Genomic DNA, 23,143 nt, shown 5'->3' on the forward strand with positions numbered 1-23,143 from the left:
TATTACTTAGTAAATTTAATAATATTTCTAAAACTTCAATATCTTAATGAACCTAAAAATATGATGACCAAAATACTATCTATATTACTCATTTTTATTTCTAACATGTGCTATGCGCAAAATGATACTTCAACGACCCCTATCGACACATTTCAGAATAATATAGATATATACGAACAAGATGGAGTTTTTCATTTTAAGCCGATATTGAGGCCATTGGTACAAATACCTGGAGGAAGGACACCATACTACAAATATTTGTGGGATTTTGGAGACGGACATTTTAGTACGCAACCCGAACCTACGCATCAATACGCTAAACCTGGAGATTATGAAGTCTCAGTATATGCCGTCAATAATTATGATTATGGTCCAAAACCAAAAAGAACTAAGAAACCTGTTAATAATAAAAAGACAAATACAGCTATAGCTAGTGTGCAGACTAATAATTTTGAACAAAGTTTCTTTGCTTCTAATGGAATTTTTCAAATCTTCAAACTTTCGGATGCTAAACCTGGAGAAGACATTCAATTGGTTGTCGGTGTGAATACAAATGGAGAAAAAGGGAAAGTATATATTCTCTCGAATGAAAAAATAGCTGGTCTGGATGGCTTCAAACTTGTACATCAAAGCCAATATTATGCAGAAAAGATTGACACCCTATTACAGAAAGATAACCTTCACAGCATGTGGGCGTCTGTAAAGCAGTCGACTTTTACCAAAACAGGAAGTCCAGATTATGGGATTAATGAAGTTTCGAATTTCATTTCTAGCCAGCAAGCTGTTAGTTATTTTAAAGAATTGTATGGTGCATATAATTCACTTTCAGCATATGACGTGGAGCCTGCTAATGCTGAACAACAATTCTCGCTCATCAATTTGGATGTGACCGAAGATATGTTGGTCGACACGAATGCCATTGTGACTATTACAGGAGTCTTTATTCCAGAAAATGGAATAGCTAATGTACATCAAGTGGATATCCCTGTTGTAAAATCACACGATCCGAATAAAATGTCGGTAAGACCTGCGCGTATGAGCTATCGCCTACAATCGAAAAATAAGACGCTGACTTACAAAGTACAGTTTCAAAATGATGGTGAAGGTGATGCACGTCAGGTACGTTTAGAAATGTTCTTGCCACCAGAAATACGCAAAGAAACGTTCCGACTGAAATCCCTTTATCCACAATGCGATACCTGCGCGACCCCAACTGCAATGGGCTGTTACCAATATTATATCAAAGAGAATGGGGCATTAGTCTTTCATTTCAAAGACATCGCCTTACCGGGAACCGCATCTAAAACGTTAACAGATCCCGATAGCTCCAAAGGTTTTATACTTTTTGAAGTTGATATGGAAAAGAAAAAGTTCAGAAACAAATCTTTTAATTCGTACACGGATATTTATTTCGATAAGAATCCAGCTATTACGACCAATATTTCCTCTTCAAGATTTAGACAAATATGGTCACCAATTATAACCATAGGTACAGTTGCTACATTTGGTACACCAAAAGAAAACATAATGAAACAACAATTCAAACCGGGTATTCAGTTGGGGTTTGGATTAGCCCCAATGGCACCTTATAAAAAACCATTCTGGCAAGCGGAAATATACACGTCCTATTACAGTCGTAACAGTACAACAGGACGAATGGACGAAAAAGGTGTTATCTCCTTCCAAGAAAATGGACGTGATGTAAAATATGAATATCAAGCTGCTGACAGTACGGTAAATAGAGATTTTTTATCTGTACAATTACCTGTACAAATACGGTATAATATCAATTCTTGGTTTTCAATCGGCACCGGAATTGCTTTACGCAAAGATTTTAACACTAAATTCAGCAATTCAAAAAACTATTATTACGCAACCGCACAAGGAACAATTGACAATGTGTATACTGAAAATAATATCAATGTAGAAAAAGAGAATAGTGTATTAAAATATAATCCATTTTTAGATATTAATGTCGGAAGAGTTTACATGGGACCGGCGGTAGGTTTTAGACTTTCTTACGATAAGAATCAAAAAACTTATAGCGGAATTTATGGAATTTGGCGCTTTTAATCAGAATGAAGGTTAGTGTTCAAGTAAGTTTTATATTTTTTTCTTTTATTCTTTTTTGCAGGAGTTGTAAAGATGTCAACACTTCTAATAACTCATTAACCACAGCAAAGACACATATTTCTGTTGATGACTTCGAAGAAATAGCGGCGAATGAACCCTTGAAATATCTGAACAACCCCGATTCATTTTTAAATAGCCTATTTATCGATCCACAAGATGCATATGAACATGAAGCCTATTCAAATAGTTTAATTTTCATTGCTTACAACCTACGAGAGCATGGCAATATTTTTAAGAGTATTCAATATTATGAGAAAGCCTTAAATTATATAAAAAACAAGAACATACCAGACATTGATATTTCATTATACATTCTCAAGCCTCTAGCCGCACTCTATATACATGTAGATGATAATCAGAAAGCGATTACCCTCCTCGAAAATTTGTTAGATTCTTTAAAACCATCAGAGTACACTCAACATCTAGGTTTGGTCAACAATCTTGCAAACGCTTATATCTATAATGGAGAACCGCAAAAAGCAATTGATTTAATTTCCGAACAAATTAATACGATAGATTCCTCTATTACTAAGGCTTTGCTTTTTAATACACTTTCGACAGCTTATGCATTACAAGAAAAAACTCCTGAAAGCAGGACATATAATAAACATGCTCTTGCTGAATTTGATAAATATGAACTACAGGCTGACACGTTGATATGGTATTGCTCGGCGTTGAAACAGTATGCGGAACTGCATAAATCGAGTTCTGAGATTACAAAGGCTATACAAATTCTAACTCATGAATTTCCAAACACGCAATACCGTAATAAAGCAAACGCCTATTTGAGCCTTGCCGATATTTATTTTGAAAAAAATGACTTTAAAACTGCCGCCGAAACTTATAAAATCGCTTTTCAGAATTTCCAGCAGGAAAGCAAGAAATACATTTTAGATTATAAATACACCTATACATTGTTGGGACTTGCACGAAGTTTTAAAGCTGAGAATAAAGTAGATTCAGCCTTTGCGTATTACGAATGGGCGATAGAAAACGATTTCCGAACACAACAACTGATAACCAGCGATAACGATCAATTACGAAATAACATCTGGAATAAAAATATTTTGGAAGAATTGATTTCATTGTACAATAGTTCTCTAGAAATCCAAACCGAAGAAAACCGTGAAACTTTGCTGTGGTGTATTGAATTGAGTAAAGCGCGTTTGCTGATCAACGAAATCAATCGTTCTGAAAATTGGTCATTGGGGTCAGATCAAGTTAAATCCGCTATTCATCAGATTAGGCAATTGTATCAGAAGCGGGATGCAACAGATTCAGAGCAAGAGAAAAAATATATTTCAGATCAAATAACGAATTTGAAAAATGATTTTCAAATAGCCGAAAGCTATTTTGAAACAATAAATTTCAATCCTTCAAAATCTGACTTTCTCCAAAAGATAAAAGACAAAAAAAACACGTATTACAGCTTTTATATCCATCAAGATAAATCTTTAAGTATCGTCTTTACCGATCAAGGGAAATTAGCTTACAAAAGAGTAGATACTAGCATTATAGATAACTTGCTAAGCTTTAAATCCACTTATTTCGCAGATTCACCAAATGCATTCAATAACAATCCGCAAAGGTATTTGGAGAATGCTAAATACCTTAGTTTAATTTTACTCCCAAATCTTAAAAATTCAAAACAAAATATATTTCTGTCTTTGGATGGCGATTTGTACGGATTACCTTTTGATGCGTTGTACGATCAAAATTACTTAGTCCAGTCCTACAATTTTGCGTATTTGAATTCCTTTCTGTTGTTTGATTTTATCACCAATAATGCACCAACAAATGTAGAAGAGATTTCATTGCTTTATCGCACTGAGTTTCCGAATCCACTTCCATCTCTGAAGTTTGTAAATCAAGAAGTAGAGAATCTAACCACAAAATTTAAAACTTTGGCGATTTCACCTGTTAATCAAAGTGATTCAACAATTCGCAATGCCTTTGCTCGAACAAATATCATTCACATTGCCGCGCATACCATATTGGACACCGTTGAATCGCCTTATTTGTATTTGCATCAAGCCATTTCAACCGATCAATTGCGATTTTTTGAAATCAAAACACCTCTAGTATTTCTTTCTGCCTGTAATACGGGCAGTGGTATTGCCTTGCCTTCGGAAGGAACAGAAAGTATACAACGCGTTTTTATGAGTAAAAATGTGCCTTCTGTAATTTCAACCTATTGGTTTGCCAATGATGAAGTCATGTTGGAATTGACATCCAAATTTTACGATGAGTTATACACTTCCCGAAAGCCTATGTTTGCATTAGCTGAAGCCAAAAGGAATTTTATAAATCAAGCATCTCCACAACAACAAAATCCATGGTATTGGGCGAATATTAATTACACAGGTATTGGAAATGAAGTAGGCTTGAAGAAATCTTCAAACCTACTAATTGCAATTTTGGGATTTACAATTTTTACTTTTATGGGAATTATTTTATATAAAACTTATCGAGGACGAATAAAGTAAGTATATAAATAGATAAAATACCCTTTTATAAATTCAATTAATGTTATTTCATTCAAGTCTTCATCTTCCATGTCGGAAGTTATTTTTGGTGATGCTTTCATAATAGCTGGCTTTAATTATATGCTAATACTTTGATTTCCGTTCTACGATTTTCTTGATGTTGTTCTTCCGAACACTCCACACCATTTCCGCAATTGTTGACTAATCTAGTTTCTCCATAGCCTTTTGCTTCGAGTCTATTACGATTAATACCTTTAGAAACAATGTAAGCTACAGCCGCATCTGCACGACGCTGTGATAATTTTATATTATAATCGTCGTTACCTCTACTGTCAGTATGCGATGAAAGTTCAATTTTCAACGTTGGATTTTGTTGCATAATTGACACCACATTATCCAAAACAACTGCCGCGTCTTGGCGTATCGTACTCTTATCAAAGTCATATAGAATATTCTTAAGAACGAATTCCGCGTTATTTTGCAAATCGCAAACACCTAACTTTAACGTAACATAAAGCGTTTTGCTACGATCCAATCCTTTTGTTGTAACTATTTCGGTTTGCGAATAGCGCCCTTGTTGGTTTGCCACCACAGTGAAATCACTTTGTGCATTCAATTGATAAATGAATTTCCCTTCTGCATCCGATATTTGGCTCATATTTTCTTTCGACTTTGAATTTGTTAGAACAGTATTTATGTTAGAAAGGTTGCGCTCCACATTACAATCAAAAGTTTCACCTATCAATGTGAATCGTGGATCATCGTGGTATATTTCTTTGAAAATAACTTTCGAATTACCTTTAAAGTCTTCCTCACTCAAATGTAGAATAGCTGTTTTAATGCCGTTTTTCTCCCCTACTACTTCGTAATTTCCAGGTTGTACGTCTGTAATTTTTGAAGCTTGGCCATTCGCATCTGATATAGAAAGTTCGTCAAAATTTGTAGCAGTCACACGTACAGTCACACCACTCAACGCTATATTTGTCTGTTTATCTTTTACGACGATTTGTAAATCTTTAGCTTGCTCAACTGGTTTTACAATATCATCATACTTTACATTTTCTACAGTTCTCTCCGGTTTTTGGGATTTTCCAAAAACATATTTTATTCCTAAACCTGTATTGAGCGTTTGATGGACAGTATATTCCATTGTTTTAGCATCCACCATATAATGATCCACATAATCTTTTACAGCAGTTTTCGTTTCTATAGGATTAGAATCTACTGTCTCTAGCCGCTCTGAAATAAAACGACTTGGTTTGCTACCGAATTTTGTTCCGAGTGATTGAACGTAATCGATATGTGCAAATGCAGCAAAATTTGCACTAAACATATAATTAAAGCGCAGACCACCAAGACCTACCCAGGAATTTGCTTTATTGGAAGTATCATTAAGTGTTTTTTCTATTTCATGAGTTATCACTGATCCTCTTGGATCAGTGTAAGTGATTGATGACACAAATGCTGGAAAAAATTGCAGCATGATACCACCGCGTAAGTAAGCTTCCAATTGAAACTTATTTTTACGGAATTTGTAAGAAGGACCAATCGTGAACATAAAGTCTTGGAATCTGGATTTGTTCAAATAATCTGTCGACAAATATCCATTTTCAAAATGAAAAGAATCGGCCTGAGCTATCGCATTGAAAATATAACGTGCGTCCACTCCTATTCCCCAAGTGTTACCTGAGAAATATTTGTCCATAAAAAGTCCACCATGATAGCCAATTTTTGTGTTAGTATAACTTTTGTACTTGTTCAAAGGTGCGGTTGCTCCACCAAAGATTCCCATTTGAAAATCACCCTTTTCCTTTTGCTGTGCTTGTGCTAAAAATGCAAATCCAATTAACATTAATGCGAGTACAAGTTTTTTCATAATCTGATTATTTTAGTTTTATATTGTTATTGATTTCTAATGCCTTTCCTATATATCAGCAAAAAAATCACTTTGTTACCCGGCTATTTGAAATTTAAGTAAGTAGCTCTAGATTTTTTTTTTAACTTGCGTTCCAATTAAAATATATAAGAGAAAATGAGCGCGACAGAACAAATTTCAATTCGCGTAGAGCCAACAACAACATCGAGACTCTCGCAAGTAGACTTCAACAATCTTAAATTTGGACAAATCATGTCAGACAATATGCTGGTCGCTGAATACAATAATGGCAAATGGGAAGACGTCAGCATTGTGCCTTATGGTGATTTAACAATTAGTCCATCTATGTCTGCTTTGCATTATGGTCAATCAATCTTTGAAGGTATCAAAGGGTACAAATTCGAAGATGGCACTGTAAGTATTTTCAGACCAGACAAAAACTGGGAACGTTTTAATAAATCTGCATCACGTTTACAGATGCCAGAAGTTCCTGAAGAGATATTTTTAGGTGGCTTGAAACAATTATTGGATATTGACCGTGACTGGGTTCCTTCGATAGAGGGCACATCTCTCTACATCCGTCCATTTATGTTTGCGACAGAATCCGCATTAGGTGTTCATCCATCGATATCTTATAAATTTGTAATTATTACATGTCCAGTTGGTGCATATTACAGCAAACCTATTTCACTAAAAGTAGAAACGCAATATACGCGCGCTGCTGAAGGTGGTGTGGGCTTTTCGAAGAATGCTGGTAACTATGCCTTATCATTATATCCAACACAATTGGCAAATGATGAAGGTTATGACCAAATCATGTGGACTGATGCCAATGAGCATAAGTATATTGAAGAAGCTGGTACTGCAAATTTAATCTTCCGTATTGGTGACACAATTATAACGCCGCATGGAGATACGATTTTGCACGGTGTTACCAGACGTACAATCATGCAATTGGCTGAAGAATGGGGTTTCAAAGCCGAACAAAGAAAAGTTTCTGTTCAAGAATTAATTGAAGGAATAGAAGCAGGTAAAGTATCTGAAGCATTTGCTGCTGGTACCGCTGCTACCATTACACATATTGACAGAATCGGTTTTGAAGGAACAGATTATACATTGCCTGCAATTGAAGGTCGTGATTTTTCGAATAAAGTATTGGATTATTTGAATCAATTGCGCTACGGTAAGATTTCAGATCCATTTGGATGGAATTTTATTGTATAAATTGATTTTTAGCACATCATATCAAAAGTCTAGGCAAAATTGTCTAGACTTTTATGTTGTAAAGACATCGACGAAAATTCTCACCGAAAAAACCTATATTTTCACCGACTTTCCTATTTCATTGGTCTAAAAGCCATTCATGGACGTGACATTTCAACCTAACTTTGAGGTATCAAATAGAAATTAAAAGATTAAAACATAAACAACCATGAAAAGAAATTTAACAACAATCGCAACAATAGTAATGATGGTTTTATCATTAAGTTCATTCGCTAACGGTAAAGTAAATCCAAGCACGAATAACTCTTCGAAGGCAATTTTAGCAAGATATATTGACGCTTCGGTGTTAGGAAAGCAAAACATTATTAAGGAGATGTTAACAGATGATTTTGATTTCGTAAATACTTCTAGTAAAACTAAAGCTACGAAAAAAGAGTATTCAGAGTTTTTGATAAATACTGATAACTTAACTTACAATTGCGCGACTTCTTACGAAATTTTGGATCAATCGGGTAATGCTGCTATAGCTAAGGTGACAATGAAATTTGAGAACTTTACACGTGTTGATATTATCAATATGTCAAGCACAGCAAAAGGTTGGCAAATCAACCAAATAATTAGCAACTTTCTATAATTCCACAATAACAAATCGATTTAACAACAAAGGCTTCTCCGGGATGGTGAAGCCTTTTCTTTGATATAATTTAACTAACTATGGATTTTGTTTGATAATAATCCGTGTTGGAATAGGCCCAGCAATTCCTTCTTTATCGAAAGCTTTTTTAACGAGTTCTTGTGCTCCAAAATATACATCCCAATAATCAGCTTGTGTGGTATACGGACGAATCGCCAACGTCGTCATCCCATTTCCAACTTCTAATACATTAACCTCTGGAGAAGGACTTTGTAAGACTTTCGGATGCATTAACATAGCCTTGATAGCTATCTCTCTTGATCTATCAATATATGCATCTAATGCTATACCTATCTTCAAATCAACGCGAAGATTGCCATGTGTATTAAAATTTGTAATGACTCCTGTAGATAGAGCCCCTTTAGGCAATATTATAGTTTTGTTTTCTGGTGATAAAATTGTCGTACAAAAAATTCCGATTTCAGTGACAACGCCTGCTACACCTTGCGCATCGATAATATCCCCCACTTTGAAAGGTTTAAAGATCATGAGCATTACTCCTCCTGCAAGATTGCCTAATGAACCATTCAAGGCTGCTCCAATAGCTAAACCAGCACCTGCTAACAACGCTGCAAAACTTGTGATATTAACACCAAGCATACCTACAATAGCTAAGAACATCATTACCGTAAGACCAACCTTGATAAGAGAAATTAGGAATGTTTGAAGAGATACATCAAATTTGCGATGAACCATCATCTTACGACTTACACTGGCAATGCGGCTGATGATCCAACTACCAATAAGATACACCAAAATAGCCCCTAAAATTTTTGGTGCATAATCCAAGGCCATATCCTTAATTTTCAAAACATAGAGTTGACTGCTATCAAGTAATTGATTAGCATCTGGAAGATTTGTTTCTATTTGCAACAGCTTCATAATTAAAAAGTTTAATTTTTATTATAATAATCAAACTTATAGCCAAACACACACTACATAAAGTTCTGATTTATAGAAAGGTAAATTATCATCTACAATAGTGCCCTTATACGCTTATTAAACTATTTTAATCTTTACAAATTGTAGCATTTCGTCTAATTGGTGAGGTTCAAACCATGTGGTATTGCCGTATTTTTTGAACCAAGTGATTTGACGTTTAGCGTAGCGACGCGAATTTTGCTTGATTTTGTCGATAGCTTCTTGCTGAGAACAATTACCATCTAAGTAATCAAAAATTTCGGAATAGCCTACTGTGAGCATAGCAGGCTTATAACGATAGGCGGCTAAAGATTTTACCTCATCCAATAGTCCCGCTTGTATCATTTTATCTACGCGCAAATTGATACGCTCGTATAATTTCTCACGATCCATATTCAACCCAATGGTCTCAATTTCGAATCGACGCTTAGATAAATCTTTCTTTTGGTAGAAAGATATAGGATTTCCTGTAGCTTCATAGACTTCCAATGCACGAATAACACGTTGTGGATTGTCTATATCTGCAATTGCGTAGTAAGCAGGATCTATTTCTTTAAGACGGGATTTTAGAGGCTCTAAGCCGTTTTCTTCAAATTCTTTATTCAACACATCGCGAATACCATCAGGAGCCTTAGGCAAGTCATCCAAACCTTCACAAACCGCACGAACGAATAATCCTGAACCACCGACCATGATAACAACATCCTTCGTCTTGAATAATTCATCCAACAATTTTAACGCATCACGTTCAAAATCCCCCGCGGAATATTCTTCTTGGATAGAATGCGAATTAATAAAATGATGTGGTACTGCCGCTAATTCATCACTATCAGGTTTCGCTGTACCAATAGTCATTTCTCTATAAAACTGACGGGAATCAGCCGAAATGATTTCAGTATTAAAATGCTGCGCTAATAAAATAGCCGTAGCTGTTTTACCTACTGCTGTAGGACCAACCACTACGACTAAAGTTTTTTTATTTTGTTTTGTTGAAGACATCAATTAATATTCGTCTTCTCCTCCACCGAATTCTTCTTTCTCTCCTTCTTCACCCTCTTCCTCATCGTCATCCATCAAGTCGATATCATCTTCTTCATCAACACCGTATACTTCCGATGCAACATCTTCGATAATGTCATCTTCCTCGTCGTCATCATCTGTAGACACAGGAAAGTTAGCTGCTGCTGCAGATTTTGGTGCAATACCTACAGATTTGAATAATGAAGGATATTCTTTCCCATCTTCTTCTTTCAGAATTTTCACCAATTCCACATGAAAATCGTATGGTCTATCAAAATTGTAGATGTAATAAAACTTTTGGTGTGGATCATCGATAAACTTACTTAAACGAATATCTTCCATGATTAAAACACCACTTTCCTTCTTACGTGGATTTGGAAGATGCGCGATTTCTGTTCCTTTTTTCCACTGATCATTACTTACATAAAACGAGGATGAAACTTCAGCATTATAACCCGTGCTCTTATGTATCTCGTGATGTAATTCCAAAAAAGTACCTTTTGAAGGCATGTCAATATCACGATAAATGTCTTCGTAATCTTCGAAAGTAACTCTAAATCTGTAAACTGCCATATATCTTTATACGCTAAGTTAAGCTTAGTTTCTAACTATAAAATTAAAAATTATTTTGTTGTCTCTAAAGACAATATTTGCTTTGGCTCTAAATTCAATGCTTTTGCTTTGTCCAGCATAAAATTATAAGCTGCCATGCGCTCGTTAGGTATTTCACCATCCAATATCGCTTCGCGAATTGCATTTTTAATAATACCAACTTGTCTGCTCGGCCCCAAATCAAACACATGCATAATATCTTCACCCGTAACAGGAGGTTGCCAGTTACGCAAATGATCGCGCTCTTCTACATCCTTCAGTTTTTGTTTGACCAATTCAAAATTGTCACGATACTTCTTCTTTTTAAATTCGTTTTTAGTCGTCACGTCCGCATGACATAATAACATCAATGCATCGATATCATCTCCAGCTTCAAACAGCAAACGTCGAACAGCGGAATCGGTAACAATATCTTGCGCCAAAACAATTGGACGCAAATGTAGTTGAACAAGTTTTTGAACAAATTTCATCTTCTCATTCAATGGCAATTTCATCTCGGCAAACAATTTAGGCACCATACGCGCACCTTTGTCTTCGTGCCCGTGAAATGTCCAACCAATACGCTTGTCAAAACGCTTTGTGGCAGGTTTGGCAATATCGTGCATAATAGCAGCCCAACGTAACCACAGGTCATCCGACATTTCAGCTACATTATCCAATACTTCCAAAGTATGGTAAAAATTATCTTTATGACCTTTGCCATCCACATAATCTACACCATACAAATTTGCCATAGCTGGAAATACCAAGGCTAACAAACCTGTATCAAACAAATATTTGAATCCGATAGAAGGCCTTCTTGACAAAATGATTTTGTTCATTTCGTCCGTAATACGCTCTTTGGAAATAATCTGAATACGATCTTTAGTTTCTACAATCGCTTCAATCGCTTGCACATCAATCTTAAAATTCAATTGCGTTGCAAAACGAATGGCACGCATCATGCGTAATGGATCGTCTGAAAAAGTTTCGTTAGGTGCTAAAGGCGTACGTATAATACGATTTTCGATATCCGTCAATCCATCAAATGGATCTAGCAATTGACCATAAGTTTCCGAGTTCAACGAATATGCCATTGCATTGATTGTGAAATCACGGCGATTCTGATCATCTTGTAACGTACCGTCTTCCACAATAGGCTTACGAGAATCACGACGATAAGATTCTTTTCGTGCCCCAACAAACTCCACATCCAAACCATCGTACACCAACATCGCAGTTCCAAAAGATTTGTAAACCGCAACTTTAGTATGCAATCTTTCTCCTAATTTGGTTGCAAAATCTATTCCTGAACCAATTACCAAAATATCCACATCATTTTTGAATGGACGTCCCATAATTCTATCCCGCACATAACCGCCAATCACATACACTTCTGTGTTTGTCTTGTCAGCTAACTCTTTGATAATAGAAAATATCGGGTGTTGTAATTCTTCAGTCATAGCACACATATAGATCTTGCCGATCTATTTAGTTGGCAAAAATACTCAAATAAAAAGAAAAATGAGTTAAAAATATAAAGGTATTATCCCAATATGACTAATCTCTGTCTCTCGAAAGTTTGCGAAATGCCAATGGATTTTCCAATAATTCAGCTTGTTCACGACGATTTTTAACGATATGCACAGCTGTAAATATGGCCTCCATAAATGATTCATGTGATGCCAAATTTTTACCTGCAATATCATATCCCGTACCGTGGTCTGGTGAGGTGCGCACAATAGGTAATCCTGCTGTATAATTTACACCTTTGCGGCGTGCAATATGTTTAAATGGAATTAAACCTTGATCATGATACATTGCCAATACCGCATCAAATTTTTTGTAGGCGTCGCCTGCGAAAAAACCATCTGCTGGATAAGGACCAAAACAGAATATACCTTCTTCATTAGCTTTCTCCAAAGTTGGAGCTATAATAGTATCGTCTTCAGTTCCAATTACGCCATTATCACCTGCATGAGGATTTAAGCCCAACACAGCAATTTTTGGTTTTTGAACCCAGAAGTCCTTTTTCAACGATTCATTCATTAAGCGTAGTTTCTTCAGAATAGCTTCTTCCGAAATTTTACTAGCAACTTCATTTAATGGAATGTGACCTGTTACCACACCGATTCTTAATTCATCACAAACCATAAACATCAACACATCATCTGCATTGGTTTTGCTTTGCAAATATTCGGTGTGACCTGGAAAATTAAATTCCTCGCTTTGAATATTGTGTTTGTTGATAGGAGCTGTCACCAGCGCATCAATTTTTCCTGCTGTCAAATCTTCAACCGCTCTTTCTAATGAAATGAATGCATATTTACCACCAATTTCATTTTCTTCACCTAACGTGATTTTAACATCTTCTTGCCAACAGTTGATTAAGTTTGGACGCTTCGGATTTGCTTGCTCCACATCATTGATGACGTTAAAACTGAAATCATTGATATTATTTGCTTTACGATGAAATGAAGCATTCTTGGTATTGCCGTATACAATAGGTGTGAAGAAATCTAGCACACGACTATCCAAGAGCGATTTGATAATCACTTCCAGACCAATACCATTGATGTCACCTATACTAATACCAACTTTTAATTTTTCACTCATCGTTTTAGTGTTTTTCAACTCAAAAATAGAAAAAAAATAAGAAAGAAGAAGGTAAATGATTGTCAATTCAACTATAATATATGTTTCAGCCCTTATGCCGGGCAGGCAACTACTTTTTCCCTCAAAAAGTAGCCAAAAAATCGTCGCTGTACTGAGTTGCCACAATGACTCATCATCCCTGCAGTTGGCAACTCACTAAGGCGACATTTTCCGCAGAACAACTGCCATTACATTAATTTGAATAGAAACGTATCAATCCATTTTCATTTTTTTCAACTTCACGCACACACGTACTCAACATTCTATTTTTGAAAGACTACAAGAAACATAGCGAAATCTTTTTGTGGCAATGTCACAATTACTTTTTAATTTTGAGGCTTACAGGAAAATATGGGTACGGTACGCGCAAAAAAACACTTAGGACAACATTTTTTAAATGACAAAAACGCAGCTCAGCGCATTGCTGACGCGCTAGATACTTCACTTGGATTTACGCAAGTTTTGGAAGTTGGTCCTGGTATGGGCGTATTGTCTGATTTTCTACTACAGAAAGAGGATTACGAGACTTTTTTGATTGATGTCGATGACGAATCGATTGAATATCTTGCCGATAAATATCCTCAATTAGGTGACCGCTTGATTCATGGTGATTTCTTACAACTAGATTTCAGCAAATATTTCGGTGAGAAAATGGCTGTTATCGGAAACTATCCTTACAATATTTCTTCTCAGATTCTATTCAAAATCTTAGAAGAAAGAGACCGTGTGGTTCAAATGGCGGGGATGTTTCAAAAAGAAGTTGCCGAACGTTGTGTAGCCAAACCGGGAAGTAAAGAATATGGAATTCTATCTGTTTTCTTGCAAGCATATTACGATGTTGAATATTTGTTTACTGTAAAGGCTGGCGCTTTCAATCCTCCTCCAAAAGTTCTTTCGGGTGTAATGCGTATGACCCGCAATAAAGTTACTGACTTAGGTTGTGACGAAGCCATATTCTGGAAAGTAGTGAAAGCAGGTTTCAATCAAAGACGTAAAACGTTACGAAACTCCCTTTCTGGTGTTATCGCAAAAGACAAAATGAGCGACAATCCATTATATGAATTACGTGCTGAACGATTAACCGTACAGGATTTTGTAGCCTTGACGAATGAGATAACCAACACAAAATAAACATGCAAATCGAAACTGAATTCGCGATAATTGGCGGAGGCGTAGCAGGATTAACAACAGCTATCGGTCTTAGACAGTTAGGTCGTGAATTTGTAGTTTTTGAACAAGCAAAAGAGCTAAAAGGCATAGGCGCAGGTTTTGGATTAGCAGCTAATGCTATGCAAGCTCTAGATTTATTGGGTTTGAAGCAGGGTGTAGAGAAAATTGGATTTTATACCAGTTCTTTTAATATTTTGGATCAGCGTGGTAATATCTTGTTAGCACCCGACACCAAAAAACTTTCACAACAATACAATCAAGATAATTTTACGATTCATCGCGCGGATTTACATTTCTACCTACTCAACCAAATACCAAACGAAAAAATAATTCTAGGAAAAAAAGCCATACGTTTCGAACAAACTGCTGATATAATCACAGTTTCTTTTGATGATGAAAGTACTGTAAAGTGCAAATATTTACTGATAGCGGACGGCGTTAAATCACCATTACGTCAACAGCTCCTACCGCATTCTACGCCTCGTTATTCGGGTTATACTTGCTGGCGCGCTACCATTGACAATAGCAGTATAAAGTTAGACAAAGGTTCTGAAACTTGGGGAAAAGATGGTCGTTTTGGTATGACACCTTTGGTCGGTAATCGGATTTATTGGTATGCGTGCGTCAATAGCAAGGCGAATAATGCCATTTATAGAAATTATTCGGTAAAAGATTTAAAAACACATTTTCAAGATTACCATACCACGATTCCAACCATTCTCGCCGAAACCAGAGATGTAGATTTGATTTGGAATGACATCATCGACATTAAACCCTTGACACATTTGGCGTATGGTAATATTTTGCTTTTAGGTGATGCTGGACATGCTACGACGCCAAATCTTGGTCAAGGTGCTTGTCAGGCGTTGGAAGATGTTGCTGTCTTAATGGATGAATTGAAAATAACAGATTCCGTAACGCAGGCATTTCGTAAGTTTGAAAATAGGCGTTTGAAACGCACAAAATATATCACAGATACATCCAAAAGAATTGGCGAAATTTCGCAATGGGACAATCCACTTATGGTTTCTTTCAGAAATACCATTATGAAATTACTACCTGCACGCATTGCACAATCGGGATTAGCACAACTTTTGTCTGTGGATTTTATGAAAATTGGCAAATAACAATATGAATATTCTTATCGTTGACGACATACACGAGATACTTTTAGAAAAGTTTGATAAGGCTGGAATTACTTACAATTACCAACCTAATATCACTCGTCTAGAAGCGGAAAAAATCATTTCTAACTACTCGGGTTTGATTATTCGTTCCAAATTTCAAGTTGACCAAGCTTTCATTGATTTATCCCCAAGCCTACAATTGATTGGACGGTCAGGTGCAGGTATGGACAATATCGACGAAGAATATGCTATTGCAAAATCAATACAACTTTTTCCCGCCAACGAAGGAAACTGTGATGCCGTGGGTGAACATATGATTGGAATGCTCTTAAGTCTGATGAATAAACTCAATCGCGGTAATGCTGAAATTCGTCAAGGTCAATGGAAACGTGAAGAAAACCGTGGGTATGAGCTCAAGGGTCGAACTGTCGCTTTGATTGGTTATGGACATAATGGGCAAGCTATGGCAAAAAAACTTTCGGGTTTCGATGTAAAAGTCATTGCATACGATAAATACAAAACAGGATTCTCAGACCAATTTGCTACGGAAGTTTCGATGGAAGAAATCGTTAAGCAAGCTGATATAGTTAGTTTTCATATTCCGTTGACACGTGAAACCAAAGGTTTGGTGAATGAAGAATACCTTTTTCATTTCCGCAAGCCTATTTTCTTTCTGATGGGTGCAAGAGGTGGAATCGTCCATGTTCCTGCTTTGTTGAAAGCTTTGGATGCTGGTAAAATAATAGGTGCTGCTTTAGATGTACTTCCAATTGAGAAATTCCCCGCCTTAGGCGAGCAAGATTGGTATCAAGCTTTAGTTTCGCGCGATAATGTTATTCTAAGTCCACATGTAGCAGGTTGGACTTTTGAAAGCTACTTTAAGCTTTCGGATATTTTAGCGGATAAAATTATTAGCTATTTGAACACTAAATAAACAGAATAAAAACTGAATCACTAATACCAAATCCAACAAATATACATTCAAAAAACTATTCTGCTCTTTAAATATTTTGGTTTTGAAAAGTATCAACACCAAAACATCACATACTATTAAGCCTATTTTGATGTCGCTTGAAGTAGGCATGGCTAAAACCAATAAAATGTGCACCAAACCTAACATGTAGCAAAGATTCTGCGCCTTTACCTGTCCCAAAGCTAAAGGAACAGTTTTCAAATGATAGTAAGAGTCTTGCTTCATGTCCCGTATATCAAATGGTAACGTGACCAACAGAATAAATAAAAATTTACAACTCAGCACATAAAGTAAGCTTGTCCATTCTACAGCTTGTAAATTGTTGCTGTGCTCTATATTAACCAATCCTACAGTACTTAACGACCAAATTAAAGCAATATGAAAGACCTTGATATAAGGCACATGCCGAAAATTTTTCCATTGCCCATGATTTTTCAATATTGGCAACGCATAAGCCAAACTTAAAACTCCTATAAAACCTAAATATACAAAGGTATGAAAATGAATTTGCGTCAGTGTGTATAATAACAATAGTGAAGCTATTGCATTCAGCGTCCAAAACACATGCATATTTCCGAAAATCCAGCGCGTACGCTCATAAGGAGATGTCTTATGGTCATTTGGCTTTGAAATCCAAATGCTCAAATTATAAAGCAACAAAGTCGCTGAGAACTCTAAAATAACAACATTGAAATTGTAAGGAATTTGAAAAATCAAATAACTCAAGAGCACTTGTGCACCTGCTGCCAAAGCAATCAAGAGATTCGTAAATACGATAATTTTCCAAACACCCATATGTGATTTCACGACATAAATTTATTCACTTTGACACAGATAATTACTAATTATATACTGTTTTTATTCGCTTTTAATATCTAAAAAAATTAAATTAGCCTCTATATCAGGCGTTTTACCACATTGAATAAATGAATGTCTGAAATGGATAACTAAGTATAATAAGAATATAAACCTATAGAAATTTAAGCGTAAGAGAGATGAGTTTTCAATTTAAAACTTTTGAAGAGTATCAGGACACTTATAAGAGAAGTGTCGAAAATCCAGAGGAATTTTGGGGAGATGTTGCAAGCAACTTTTTTTGGAAAAGAAAATGGACTAACGTCCTAAATTGGAATTTTACAGAACCAGACATCAAATGGTTTGAAGGTGGTAAATTAAATATTACCGAAAACTGTCTTGATAGACATATTTACAAAAACGGCGATACGCCAGCTATTATTTGGGAACCTAACGACCCATCAGAGGCACATCGTATATTGACGTACAAACAACTTTTGAGTAAAGTTGAGCAATTCGCTAACGTCTTAAAAAACAACAACATCAAAAAAGGTGACCGTGTGTGTATTTATTTACCGATGGTACCTGAATTAGTTATTGCTGTATTGGCGTGTGCACGTATTGGGGCAATTCACTCTGTTGTATTTGGTGGATTCTCCGCACAGTCTATCGCAGACCGTATCAATGATGCTGAATGTAAATTGGTCATCACGGCAGATGGTGGTTTCCGTGGTAATAAAGTGTTAGAACTAAAAACTATTGTTGACGATGCATTAATGCAATGTAAATCAGTAGACAAAGTAATCGTATTGACACGTTCTCGTACGCCTATCTCGATGTTGAAAGGTCGTGATGTATGGTGGGAAGATGAAATCAAGAAAGTAGAAACACAAGGAAACCCTGCATGTCCTGCTGAAGAAATGGATGCTGAAGATACATTATTCATTCTTTATACCTCTGGCTCGACTGGCAAACCTAAGGGTGTTGTGCACACTACTGCTGGCTACATGATTTACACGGGCTATACATTTGCTAATACATTCCAATATCAACAGGGTGAAGTTTATTTTTGTACTGCTGACATAGGTTGGATTACAGGACATAGTTATATAGTATACGGACCACTTTCACAGGGGGCTACTTCATTGATGTTTGAAGGTATTCCAACTTTCCCAGATGCGGGGAGATATTGGGATATCGTGGACAAATACAAAGTAAATATTTTATATACTGCACCAACAGCTATTCGTTCGTTGATGGCTTTTGGTGATGAATATGTAGATTCAAAAGATTTATCTTCATTGCGCGTATTGGGTTCAGTGGGCGAACCGATCAATGAAGAAGCTTGGCATTGGTACAAAGACAAAGTTGGTAAAGGGAAATGTCCAATAGCAGATACGTGGTGGCAAACAGAAAATGGTGGTCATTTAATTACTCCTATTGCAGGTGTGACTCCAGAAGTACCAGGCTATGCATTATTACCTCTTCCAGGTGTACAACCATGTCTAATGGATGAGAATGGAAAAGAGATTGAAGGAAATGATGTTTCTGGAAATCTTTGCATCAAATTCCCTTGGCCAGGCATGTTGCGCACCACTTGGGGTGACCACGAACGTTGTAAACAAACTTATTTCTCTACATACGAAAACATGTATTTCACAGGAGATGGTTGTTACCGTAACCCTGAAGGCTATTACCGTATTACTGGTCGTGTAGATGATGTATTGAATGTTTCTGGACACCGTATTGGTACAGCGGAAGTTGAAAATGCGATTAATATGCACTCCGATGTTGTAGAATCTGCGATTGTAGGTTATCCGCACCCAGTAAAAGGTCAAGGAATATATGCCTATGTTATTGCAAATCATCACATCGATGCAGACAAAACACGTCAAGATATTTTGCAAACAGTGACACGTTTGATTGGCGCTATCGCAAAACCTGATATTATCCAATTCGTATCCGATTTACCAAAAACGCGTTCTGGAAAAATCATGCGTAGAATTTTGCGCAAAGTAGCTGAAAATGATTTGGGAAGTTTGGGAGATACTTCTACATTACAAGACCCTACAGTGGTTGACAAAATTATTGAAGGAGCTCAAAATTTAAAAAATAAATAAAACAGAGAGGATAGCCAAAAGCTATCCTTTTGATTTTTAAACTTTTATTAAAATAATGTATATTCGTATACATTATACCTAGTATGCAAAAAATCTTTTATCTTCTCTTTATCGTATTTCTAATTTCTTCATGTAAAGATGATGATTATGAAGCACCATTTGTTGAAACAAGTTATAAAGAAATCAAAGACACAACGTATGGGTATCATATTCGTCACAAGTTAGATTTGTACTTACCAGAGAATAGGAATATCAATACTAAAATTATTGTAATGATACATGGAGGAGCATGGATTAGTGGTGATAAATCAGAATTGAACGAATCAATCGCTTCCATAAGAGAACTAGATCCAACGATTGCAATTGCTAACATAAATTACCGCTACATCGATGGACAATCCGTTTTTATAGAAGACCAAATTACTGATGTAAGTAAGGTTATTTCTTTTATTTTAGAAAACACCGCAAAATTTAACATAAGCAATAAAATAGCATTGGTAGGTGCGAGTTCTGGCGCACATCTATCCATGATGTATGCGTATAAATATGATACATCGAAAGTTATCCGTTCTGTTGGAAATTATTTCGGACCATCACGACTTGACGCAAAGGAATGGTATGATTCTTACAATTTGGGATTATTCATTAGCGTTGAAGATTTACTTTATCCACTTTTTGGGAAACCATGGAATCAGGATTTATACAGCTCTTTTAGCCCATATGCCAGTATAAATGCAAGCAATGGAAAACCAACAATTTCATTTCATGGCGCTTTAGACCCTGTAGTTCCCAAAGACCATTCCAAAGACTTGGATGCTAAACTCAAACAATTATCTATTCCATCCGAATACCATGAATATCCAAATTCTTTCCATATTCTTTTCGATTCAGACTTGGCAGATTCATATCCAAAACTTCTCAACTTCATAAATAAACATTGGTAATTTAAGACACAAAAATTCAAAAATCGACAATTTATCGCTTCAAAAACCACGTAATTTTACTATTTTTATGGAATTCGTAAATCCATAATAAATTGTAAATGCTATTAACAGTATTATCAGGATTAATATTTTCACTTGTTTTAGTTTTTTTTGGAAGGCAATTTAAAGCCAAATGGAGTATTTTACTCCCCATACTTCCTACACTTTTATTTCTCTATTTTGCTTACCAAATCCCTTTGATCTCTAGTGGGAGCACATTGGTACAACAAATAAATTGGGTACCAAGCCTAGGTATAAATTTTAACTTTAATCTGGATGGATTATCCCTATTATTCGCTGTATTAATAACAGGAATTGGTGCTTGTATTTTCTTTTATGGGCGCGCTTATCTTAAGGGACACGCCTACTTTGATCGATTCTTTGGTTACTTGATGCTATTTATGTCCGCTATGTTGGGCGTAGTTCTTTCCGACAATATTTTATTGTTATTTGTATTTTGGGAACTCACCAGTATCAGTTCGTTTTTCTTAATAGGATTCAATAACGATAGTGCCGATTCACGAAAAAGTGCATTAACAGCGTTAGGAATTACAGGATTTGGGGGATTTTTCTTATTGCTAGCACTTGTGCTGATGGGAAATGTTGCTGGAACTTATACTATTTCAGAACTAATCGACCATCGCGACGTTATATTAAATCATCAATTATATCCTTTAATAATCGGATTATTGTTTGTTGGGGCTTTTACTAAATCAGCACAATTCCCATTCCATTTCTGGTTGCCAGGAGCGATGAAAGCACCAACTCCAGTATCTGCATACTTACATTCTGCAACGATGGTAAAAGCTGGTATTTTTATACTGGCAAGATTTACACCGATTTTGGGTGACCATGTTTATTGGAATACAACATTAATCGTAGTTGGTGGAATAACGATGCTTTATGCGGCTATTCATTCGCTATTCAGAATTGATATGAAAGCTATTTTGGCTTATTCGACGATATCAGCCTTGGGCGTATTGACCTTTTTATTGGGTTTGGGCACAAAAGAAGCGATGGTCGCAGTAGCTGTTTTTATTTTAGCACACGCACTTTACAAAGCAACTTTATTCATGGTGACGGGTATTGTTGATCACGAAACACATACACGCGATATTACCGTACTTTCGGGACTTCGGAAAGTACTTGCACCTGTGGCGTTAGCTGGAATTCTTGCAGCATTATCAAGTGCTGGATTACCCTTTATTACGTTTGGATTTATTGGCAAAGATCTAATTTACGAAGCTACTTTACATTATAGCCTACCAGAATGGGTTTGGATTTTGACAGGCTTGGCTGTAGTAACCAATATTGGTTTGGTGGCTGCAGGTTTTATGGCAGGTATAAAACCATTTGTTGGTGCTCTTCCTCAAGAGTTTGAAAAAGTCCATTTACCATACAAAGCAATGTGGATTCCACCACTGATATTGGCGATTGGTGGCATTTTCTTCGGGATTTTACCTGCATTTGCTGGTGATTACCTTACCACTGCTGCTGCAAATACTATTTGGGGACAAGACACAGAATCACACTTAAAAGTATGGCATGGGTTTAACACGGTTTTAATATTAAGTCTTATAACACTTGCGCTAGGTGCACTAATCTATTGGATTAACAAACCTAGTTTGTCAAAGCTACAAGCTGTTGAGAAATTAAATAGCATCTCCCCTCAACGTATTATTACGGGCTACGCGAATGATATATTAAGATTTTCCGAATGGTATACAAATCTATTTCACAATGGGTATTTGAGATCGTATCATCTGAAAATTATTCTTTTTGCGGAAGCATTAATCGCATATAGACTTTGGTTGAGCGGACCTATCAAACTCGATATTTGGACACTAACCTATCCAGATTGGTATGAGATAGCAATTGTTATTATATTAATTGGTGCGGTTTATATTGTGGTCACTACCCCATCCCGATTGACAGCTGTAGTAGCGATGAGTGTCATCGGGTATTGTATCTGTTTGATATTTGTGATTTATAGTGCGCCAGATTTAGCGATGACACAATTTACAATTGACACATTAAGTACTGTACTTTTTGTATTGGTATTGTATAAACTTCCTCCATTCATCAATTTAACAAGTAAAGCGGTATTGGTGAGAGATGCTTTTGTAGCAGCGGGCTTCGGTATTATTTTATCGTTAGTTGCTTTGAAAGTGTGGTCAGAACCTATTTCTGCAGAAATATCAGATTTCTATGGAGAAAATGCTTATTTATTAGCAAAAGGTAAAAACGTTGTTAATGTAATCTTAGTAGACTTTAGAGGCATTGACACGATGTTCGAAACTGTGGTATTGAGTATCGCAGCAATTGGGGTGTATAGTTTGATTCGTTTACGCTTAAAATCTACGGAGAAAGAATAA

The 23,143-nt window shown here is 36.1% G+C and carries 17 protein-coding genes; 10 read left to right on the top strand and 7 right to left on the bottom strand.

Going from position 1 to position 23,143, the window contains the following annotated elements:
- The first annotated feature begins 60 nt into the window (after positions 1-60).
- Together GOQ16_RS06825 and GOQ16_RS06830 are read left to right on the top strand one after the other, a co-directional pair.
- On the top strand, positions 61-2,073 hold the full coding sequence (locus GOQ16_RS06825) for a PKD domain-containing protein (RefSeq protein WP_160068607.1): 2,013 nt from the start codon (positions 61-63) through the stop codon (positions 2,071-2,073).
- Between the two features lie 5 nt (positions 2,074-2,078).
- Positions 2,079-4,619 (top strand): CHAT domain-containing protein, encoded by a 2,541-nt coding sequence (locus GOQ16_RS06830; RefSeq protein ID WP_160068608.1) that lies wholly within the window; start codon positions 2,079-2,081, stop codon positions 4,617-4,619.
- 112 nt (positions 4,620-4,731) lie between these two features.
- Here GOQ16_RS06830 and GOQ16_RS06835 read toward each other — a convergent pair whose 3' ends face one another.
- Positions 4,732-6,495 carry an OmpA family protein gene (locus GOQ16_RS06835; protein ID WP_160068609.1) on the bottom strand — a complete coding sequence of 588 codons (1,764 nt, stop codon included), beginning with the start codon at positions 6,493-6,495 and terminating at the stop codon, positions 4,732-4,734.
- 156 nt (positions 6,496-6,651) lie between these two features.
- Between GOQ16_RS06835 and GOQ16_RS06840 the strand changes: the two genes are divergently transcribed.
- Both GOQ16_RS06840 and GOQ16_RS06845 read left to right on the top strand, forming a co-directional pair.
- On the top strand, positions 6,652-7,719 hold the full coding sequence (locus GOQ16_RS06840; protein WP_160068610.1) for a branched-chain amino acid aminotransferase: 1,068 nt from the start codon (positions 6,652-6,654) through the stop codon (positions 7,717-7,719).
- 208 nt (positions 7,720-7,927) lie between these two features.
- The gene (locus GOQ16_RS06845; RefSeq protein WP_160068611.1) at positions 7,928-8,353 is read left to right on the top strand and encodes a nuclear transport factor 2 family protein; all 426 of its coding nucleotides are present in this window, start codon (positions 7,928-7,930) and stop codon (positions 8,351-8,353) included.
- A 78-nt stretch (positions 8,354-8,431) separates the two neighbouring features.
- Here the strand turns inward: GOQ16_RS06845 and GOQ16_RS06850 are convergent, their stop codons facing one another.
- From GOQ16_RS06850 to pdxA, 5 genes are all read right to left on the bottom strand, one after another.
- The gene (locus GOQ16_RS06850) at positions 8,432-9,295 is read right to left on the bottom strand and encodes a mechanosensitive ion channel family protein (protein WP_204987440.1); all 864 of its coding nucleotides are present in this window, start codon (positions 9,293-9,295) and stop codon (positions 8,432-8,434) included.
- Positions 9,296-9,412: 117 nt separating this feature from the next.
- A complete protein-coding gene (gene miaA, locus GOQ16_RS06855; protein WP_160068612.1) occupies positions 9,413-10,333 on the bottom strand; it encodes a tRNA (adenosine(37)-N6)-dimethylallyltransferase MiaA in 921 nt (306 codons plus the stop codon).
- A gap of 3 nt (positions 10,334-10,336) precedes the next feature.
- The gene (locus GOQ16_RS06860) at positions 10,337-10,927 is read right to left on the bottom strand and encodes an IS1096 element passenger TnpR family protein (RefSeq protein ID WP_160068613.1); all 591 of its coding nucleotides are present in this window, start codon (positions 10,925-10,927) and stop codon (positions 10,337-10,339) included.
- A 50-nt stretch (positions 10,928-10,977) separates the two neighbouring features.
- On the bottom strand, positions 10,978-12,408 hold the full coding sequence (locus tag GOQ16_RS06865) for a CCA tRNA nucleotidyltransferase (protein WP_160068614.1): 1,431 nt from the start codon (positions 12,406-12,408) through the stop codon (positions 10,978-10,980).
- 97 nt (positions 12,409-12,505) lie between these two features.
- Entirely contained in the window at positions 12,506-13,561 is a 1,056-nt protein-coding gene (gene pdxA, locus GOQ16_RS06870) for a 4-hydroxythreonine-4-phosphate dehydrogenase PdxA (RefSeq protein WP_160068615.1), read from the bottom strand.
- Positions 13,562-13,951: 390 nt separating this feature from the next.
- Between pdxA and rsmA the strand changes: the two genes are divergently transcribed.
- Genes rsmA through GOQ16_RS06885 form a run of 3 tightly spaced genes read left to right on the top strand, consistent with a single transcriptional unit; the run spans position 13,952 to position 16,831 of the window.
- Positions 13,952-14,731, top strand: a complete 780-nt coding sequence (rsmA, locus tag GOQ16_RS06875) for a 16S rRNA (adenine(1518)-N(6)/adenine(1519)-N(6))-dimethyltransferase RsmA (protein WP_160068616.1) — start codon at positions 13,952-13,954, stop codon at positions 14,729-14,731.
- Between the two features lie 2 nt (positions 14,732-14,733).
- Complete coding sequence (locus GOQ16_RS06880; RefSeq protein WP_160068617.1) at positions 14,734-15,897, top strand: FAD-dependent monooxygenase; 1,164 nt, start codon at positions 14,734-14,736, stop codon at positions 15,895-15,897.
- Between the two features lie 4 nt (positions 15,898-15,901).
- Positions 15,902-16,831, top strand: coding sequence for an NAD(P)-dependent oxidoreductase (locus tag GOQ16_RS06885; RefSeq protein ID WP_160068618.1), 930 nt, complete (start codon positions 15,902-15,904; stop codon positions 16,829-16,831).
- Here the strand turns inward: GOQ16_RS06885 and GOQ16_RS06890 are convergent.
- Positions 16,793-17,665, bottom strand: a complete 873-nt coding sequence (locus tag GOQ16_RS06890; RefSeq protein ID WP_160068619.1) for a UbiA prenyltransferase family protein — start codon at positions 17,663-17,665, stop codon at positions 16,793-16,795. The genes GOQ16_RS06885 and GOQ16_RS06890 overlap by 39 nt on opposite strands.
- Before the next feature lie 200 nt (positions 17,666-17,865).
- Between GOQ16_RS06890 and acs the strand changes: the two genes are divergently transcribed.
- The 3 genes from acs to GOQ16_RS06905 all read left to right on the top strand — a co-directional run bounded on the left by acs (position 17,866) and on the right by GOQ16_RS06905 (position 23,143).
- The gene (gene acs / locus GOQ16_RS06895) at positions 17,866-19,785 is read left to right on the top strand and encodes an acetate--CoA ligase (protein WP_160068620.1); all 1,920 of its coding nucleotides are present in this window, start codon (positions 17,866-17,868) and stop codon (positions 19,783-19,785) included.
- Positions 19,786-19,868: 83 nt separating this feature from the next.
- Entirely contained in the window at positions 19,869-20,729 is an 861-nt protein-coding gene (locus GOQ16_RS06900; protein ID WP_160068621.1) for an alpha/beta hydrolase, read from the top strand.
- 98 nt (positions 20,730-20,827) lie between these two features.
- Positions 20,828-23,143, top strand: coding sequence for a putative monovalent cation/H+ antiporter subunit A (locus tag GOQ16_RS06905; protein ID WP_160068622.1), 2,316 nt, complete (start codon positions 20,828-20,830; stop codon positions 23,141-23,143).

The sequence above is a fragment of the Sphingobacterium bovisgrunnientis genome (genome assembly GCF_009829085.1).
GTDB classification, from domain to species: Bacteria; Bacteroidota; Bacteroidia; order Sphingobacteriales; family Sphingobacteriaceae; genus Sphingobacterium; species Sphingobacterium bovisgrunnientis.

Coding starts and splice junctions, on each gene's coding strand:
- GOQ16_RS06845 (WP_160068611.1), top strand. CDS start 7,928: ATGAAAAGAAATTTAACAACAATCGCAACAATAGTAATGATGGTTTTA.
- GOQ16_RS06850 (WP_204987440.1), bottom strand. CDS start 9,295: ATGAAGCTGTTGCAAATAGAAACAAATCTTCCAGATGCTAATCAATTA.
- GOQ16_RS06900 (WP_160068621.1), top strand. CDS start 19,869: ATGCAAAAAATCTTTTATCTTCTCTTTATCGTATTTCTAATTTCTTCA.
- GOQ16_RS06830 (WP_160068608.1), top strand. CDS start 2,079: ATGAAGGTTAGTGTTCAAGTAAGTTTTATATTTTTTTCTTTTATTCTT.
- GOQ16_RS06880 (WP_160068617.1), top strand. CDS start 14,734: ATGCAAATCGAAACTGAATTCGCGATAATTGGCGGAGGCGTAGCAGGA.
- miaA (WP_160068612.1), bottom strand. CDS start 10,333: ATGTCTTCAACAAAACAAAATAAAAAAACTTTAGTCGTAGTGGTTGGT.
- pdxA (WP_160068615.1), bottom strand. CDS start 13,561: ATGAGTGAAAAATTAAAAGTTGGTATTAGTATAGGTGACATCAATGGT.
- GOQ16_RS06865 (WP_160068614.1), bottom strand. CDS start 12,408: ATGACTGAAGAATTACAACACCCGATATTTTCTATTATCAAAGAGTTA.
- GOQ16_RS06905 (WP_160068622.1), top strand. CDS start 20,828: ATGCTATTAACAGTATTATCAGGATTAATATTTTCACTTGTTTTAGTT.
- GOQ16_RS06840 (WP_160068610.1), top strand. CDS start 6,652: ATGAGCGCGACAGAACAAATTTCAATTCGCGTAGAGCCAACAACAACA.
- GOQ16_RS06825 (WP_160068607.1), top strand. CDS start 61: ATGATGACCAAAATACTATCTATATTACTCATTTTTATTTCTAACATG.
- GOQ16_RS06835 (WP_160068609.1), bottom strand. CDS start 6,495: ATGAAAAAACTTGTACTCGCATTAATGTTAATTGGATTTGCATTTTTA.
- acs (WP_160068620.1), top strand. CDS start 17,866: ATGAGTTTTCAATTTAAAACTTTTGAAGAGTATCAGGACACTTATAAG.
- rsmA (WP_160068616.1), top strand. CDS start 13,952: ATGGGTACGGTACGCGCAAAAAAACACTTAGGACAACATTTTTTAAAT.
- GOQ16_RS06885 (WP_160068618.1), top strand. CDS start 15,902: ATGAATATTCTTATCGTTGACGACATACACGAGATACTTTTAGAAAAG.
- GOQ16_RS06890 (WP_160068619.1), bottom strand. CDS start 17,665: ATGGGTGTTTGGAAAATTATCGTATTTACGAATCTCTTGATTGCTTTG.
- GOQ16_RS06860 (WP_160068613.1), bottom strand. CDS start 10,927: ATGGCAGTTTACAGATTTAGAGTTACTTTCGAAGATTACGAAGACATT.